General features: G+C 37.1%; 5 protein-coding genes. 1 reads left to right on the plus strand and 4 read right to left on the minus strand.

The annotated features are described in order from the left end of the window. Positions 1-112 precede the first annotated feature (112 nt). Positions 113-499 carry an RNA-binding S4 domain-containing protein gene (locus ACIQ2X_RS14070; RefSeq protein ID WP_396179573.1) on the minus strand — a complete coding sequence of 129 codons (387 nt, stop codon included), beginning with the start codon at positions 497-499 and terminating at the stop codon, positions 113-115. A gap of 79 nt (positions 500-578) precedes the next feature. Here ACIQ2X_RS14070 and ACIQ2X_RS14075 point away from each other — a divergent pair, with 79 nt between their 5' ends. Continuing rightward, the gene (locus tag ACIQ2X_RS14075; RefSeq protein WP_396179574.1) at positions 579-1,541 is read left to right on the plus strand and encodes an FKBP-type peptidyl-prolyl cis-trans isomerase; all 963 of its coding nucleotides are present in this window, start codon (positions 579-581) and stop codon (positions 1,539-1,541) included. 67 nt (positions 1,542-1,608) lie between these two features. Here ACIQ2X_RS14075 and ACIQ2X_RS14080 read toward each other — a convergent pair whose 3' ends face one another. The 3 genes from ACIQ2X_RS14080 to ACIQ2X_RS14090 are packed head-to-tail and all read right to left on the minus strand — an operon-like array spanning position 1,609 to position 4,129. Beyond that, a complete protein-coding gene (locus ACIQ2X_RS14080; protein WP_396179575.1) occupies positions 1,609-2,562 on the minus strand; it encodes a transketolase family protein in 954 nt (317 codons plus the stop codon). A 16-nt stretch (positions 2,563-2,578) separates the two neighbouring features. Then, on the minus strand, positions 2,579-3,247 hold the full coding sequence (locus ACIQ2X_RS14085; RefSeq protein ID WP_396179576.1) for a hypothetical protein: 669 nt from the start codon (positions 3,245-3,247) through the stop codon (positions 2,579-2,581). Positions 3,248-3,280: 33 nt separating this feature from the next. Continuing rightward, positions 3,281-4,129: a transketolase gene (locus ACIQ2X_RS14090; RefSeq protein ID WP_396179577.1), complete on the minus strand. Its 849-nt coding sequence runs from the start codon at positions 4,127-4,129 to the stop codon at positions 3,281-3,283. Between the last annotated feature and the right edge of the window lie 361 nt (positions 4,130-4,490).

The following is a 4,490-nucleotide window of genomic DNA, read 5'->3' on the forward strand; positions in this document are numbered from 1 at the left end:
AAATAACAGCATTAACATTGGTTCAATATATCAATAAATTCATATTTGATAGACCAATAAACAATATTAAAAATCAAATAATTTAATTACACCCAACGGGTTAATTCTTATATTAAATCTCTGTTTCGGGATTTGATTCGGTGGTATAATCGTCAATATCCCGACGGTCTTTTTTGGTTGGTCGTCCTTCTCCATTTTTACGATAGTGTTCTTTGGCTAATTTCAATAGTTCCAGATGTTCAAAAGAAGCGGCTGGTGTCTCATCTTTTCGGTAAATATCAACCAGTTTGGCACCTATGCGGCTTTCAGGAATATCCAAAACAGTTATTTTACGTGTAATTTGATCCTTACGGAAAGTAATCTTGTCCGTAGGAAAAACCTCTTTCGAGGGTTTGGCCACTTGTCCATTTACGGTTACGTGATTTTTCTTACAAGCTTCCGTTACCATATTTCTTGTTTTGTAGTAGCGAATGCACCACAAATATTTGTCAATTCTCATATTGGTTGTAAAATCAGCGTTAATTTTTGAGTCAAAAATAAATCAATATTGTATCTTGCGGGCAAAATTTCCATTAATAATGAACAAAGTTAAGTTTTATTTTATTTTGCCTTTACTAAGTATCGTTTTATTTTCTTGTAATAAAGACGATGAGGCATCATCGGCACCACCTCCAAGAGATTTTAAAATACAATATGAAGCAGATTTAGATTCAATTGAAACCTATTTAAAAACACACTCTTTTACTGTTATCGAAGAATCCGGAAGAATCGATGTAAAAATAGATACATTTATTGTAGGGAATGCAAATGGCAAAGTGTCCATTTGGGACAATACAGATTATCCTTTACAATTTAAAACAATTAAGAATGACACTCGTGTAAGCAACCTTGTAAACGGCACTTCACTTGATCCTGTCGAATATAAAATGTATTATTTACTTATCAATGAAGGAAATGGAGTGTCAACGAACCGCTTCGACTCGACGTTTGTGAGCTACCGAGGTTGGCGATTGGACAATAAACAAGTGGACATTAGTAATGTTCCCGTGTGGGCTACCTTTCCAGCACTTACTACGCTTGAATCAGCATTTGTATCTGGATTTAGACAATTTACTCCTTTATTAAAAGCGGCAGAGTCAATAACGGTTGGAGGAGACGGAGGTGTTACTTTTAATAATTATGGTGTTGGTGTAGTATTTATACCATCGGGTTTGGCATACTTCAATAATACACGGGTTAATATCCCTGCCTACTCTCCCCTAGTCTTTACGGTTCGTTTGCATAGTGTTCGGGAGCGTGATCACGACCGCGATGGCGTTTTATCTAAATATGAAAATGGCACAGGTGTAGAAGATTTGTATACGGTAGATACAGACGGCGATAATATTCCTGATTTCTTAGACATTGACGATGATAATGATAACGTGAGAACCCTTCTTGAAATTAGAAATCCAGCTACAGGAAAACCCTTTTCTTTCGACATGATTCCTACCTGTAACGGCGGAACACTTAAAAAGCATTTAGACTCGAGTTGTCAATAGTTTGAAAATTTAACAAATAAAAAAATCCAGTTCGCAATGAACTGGATTTTTTTTGCCTTGTTGATTATTATTTTCTCTTCATTACTTTTTCTACTGCTTCTACAATTGCTTGATTGTTCAGTTTGTATTTTTCCATCAATTGATCCGGAGTTCCAGATTCGCCAAAACTATCGTTTACAGCCACAAATTCTTGTGGAGCAGGACTGTTTTGAGATAAAACTCTCGCCACGCTTTCGCCTAAACCACCCAAAATATTGTGCTCTTCGGCCGTAACGATACATTTGGTTTTTGCAAGAGAATCCAAAATAGCTTTCTCGTCCAATGGTTTAATGGTATGAATGTTAATCACTTCGGCAGAAATCCCTTTCGCTTCTAAAGCTTCTGCGGCAACCAATGCTTCCCAAACCAAATGACCCGTAGCTACAATTGTAACGTCAGAACCTTCGGTTAGAACAACTGCTTTTCCAATTTCAAAAGTACCGTTTTCGGGTGTAAAGTTGGGAACAGATGGACGTCCAAAACGCAAATAAACCGGCCCGTGATGATCTGCAATTGCTAGAGTTGCCGCTTTTGTTTGATTGTAATCGCAGGTATTGATTACGGTCATTCCGGGCAACATTTTCATCAAACCGATGTCTTCTAAAATTTGGTGTGTGGCACCGTCTTCTCCTAAAGTCAATCCCGCATGGGATGCACAAATTTTTACGTTCTTATCCGAATACGCAACTGATTGACGGATTTGATCGTAAACCCTTCCCGTAGAGAAGTTGGCAAATGTTCCTGTAAACGGAATTTTTCCGCCAATGGTTAAACCCGCTGCGATACCAATCATGTTGGCTTCTGCAATTCCGATTTGGAAAAAACGTTCCGGATGATTTTTCTTGAAATCGTCCATTTTTAAAGAACCAATTAAATCGGCACAAAGTGCTACAACATTTTCGTTCTTCTGCCCTAGTTCCGTCAATCCCGCTCCAAAGCCGGATCGGGTATCTTTATTTCCTGTATTTGTGTATTTGTTCATGAGTATTTAACGTAATTTAATTTTTTTCTCGTAATGTTAACGATGGTGCGGTTTTTAACTTTATATTTAAATCTAGAGGATTAATTTCATTCAGTTCATTTGTTTCTAAAGCAGTATCAGATTTAACTTCGAATGCAACTTGCTTAAGTAAAACTCCTTCATTATTAGTTTTACTTGTCGGAATTTCGCGTGATAATAATAATCTTGAAGTTTGAAACTGATTGGTAAATAATTTATTGTCTTCTAAATAATAATGATATTTGGCCACTAGTTTATTTCGGCTTTCATTTTTGAAAACTTTGACTTCTAAAACTTTTTCGTTGTTAGCGGTCAAATTCTGAAAATCATAGACGTAGTTTTTATCATTTTTATTAGAAACGGATGCTTTGAATAGTTTATAATCTTGTGTTAATTCCGCAAAGCTGGAAATTTCTTTAATATGCTTTCTTTGTACATTAAATTGGTAGTGTCTGACGTTTCTCTGGTCATTCAAGGCCATATCCAATATAGTATCCGTTGGTGTTGTCAATATGTAAGCGAAATAAGAACCATCTTTAGAATTACCAATAATATATCTTTTTAAAACAGCTTCGGACGATTTGTTTTTTAAAGTATAAATGTCACAATAATCAAATGTATAATCCTCTACCTCTTGACCGAAAGATGCTATTGAATAAAAAAACACAATGAAATTTAAAATACAATATTTCATACGTTATTAATAATCGCCCAAAGTTTCTACATTTTGTTCAAATGCTTTTGCCAATTGTTCGTCATTAGGGGCTTTTCCGTGCCAAGCGTGCGTATGCATCATGAAATCGACTCCGTTGCCCATTTCAGTATGAAGCAAAATACAAATGGGTTTTCCTTGCCCTGTTTTGCTTTTGGCTTCGTTTAAACCGGCAATAATGGCTTCAATGTCGTTTCCTTGTTTGATTTCAAGAACGTCCCAGCCGAATGCCTCAAATTTTGCCCGAACGCTTCCCATGTTCAAAACCTCATCGGTGGTTCCGTCGATTTGTTTTCCGTTTAAATCTACGGTTGCAATTAAATTATCTACATTTTTTGCTGCGGCATACATAATGGCTTCCCAGTTTTGACCTTCTTGCAATTCGCCGTCGCCCATTAGAGTATACACCAAATGGCTGTCGTTGTTGAGTTTTTTGGCTTGAGCGGCACCAATGGAAACAGACAATCCTTGTCCTAAAGAACCCGATGCGATACGAATTCCAGGAAGACCTTCATGTGTAGTTGGGTGTCCTTGCAAACGGGAGTTGATGTGACGAAAAGTTGCCAATTCTGCAACTGGAAAATAACCGCTACGTGCCAAAACGCTGTAAAAAACAGGTGAAATATGACCGTTGGAAAGGAAGAACAAGTCTTCTTCGGTACCGTCCATATCAAAACCTTCTTTGCGGTCCATAATGTTTTGGTACAAGGCTACAAAAAATTCGGTGCAACCTAGAGAACCTCCGGGATGACCAGAATTAACCGCGTGAACCATACGAAGAATGTCTCTTCTTACTTGTGTGCTTAAATCGAGTAGTTGTTGTGTGTTGGGTTTCATTTTTTGTATAAATGTTAAACTGGGGCAAAGATAATCAGATAATTTGATTTACGACGATTTGAAAAAACGGAATCGCGTGAAGTTATAAAAAGTTTTACAGTTCAATTTTGGGTGTATTTTTTGTTTTTAAATCCATTAATTTTCAGATATCTACTAAATGTGAGGGTTTACGCTGTTTGCGTGAGTGATGGAAGTGGAGCTCTCCCGATAAAAATCGGGACACATCCCGATTTTTATCGGGAAGCGGGAACGGACAGCACGACCCGGAGGGGCACGCCCAAAAAAAAATCCCTAAACTGAAGTAGTTTAAGGATTTCATTGGTATTTTAAGAGTTTAGATTATTCGTTTACGATAACCCAT

It is taken from the genome of Flavobacterium sp. (assembly GCF_044368625.1).
Classification (GTDB): Bacteria; Bacteroidota; Bacteroidia; order Flavobacteriales; family Flavobacteriaceae; genus Flavobacterium.

What these genes read in the sequence shown, in the direction of transcription:
- ACIQ2X_RS14090 (WP_396179577.1), bottom strand. Translation starts at nt 4,129, where the DNA reads ATGAAACCCAACACACAACAACTACTCGATTTAAGCACACAAGTAAGA.
- ACIQ2X_RS14075 (WP_396179574.1), top strand. Translation starts at nt 579, where the DNA reads ATGAACAAAGTTAAGTTTTATTTTATTTTGCCTTTACTAAGTATCGTT.
- ACIQ2X_RS14080 (WP_396179575.1), bottom strand. Translation starts at nt 2,562, where the DNA reads ATGAACAAATACACAAATACAGGAAATAAAGATACCCGATCCGGCTTT.
- ACIQ2X_RS14070 (WP_396179573.1), bottom strand. Translation starts at nt 499, where the DNA reads ATGAGAATTGACAAATATTTGTGGTGCATTCGCTACTACAAAACAAGA.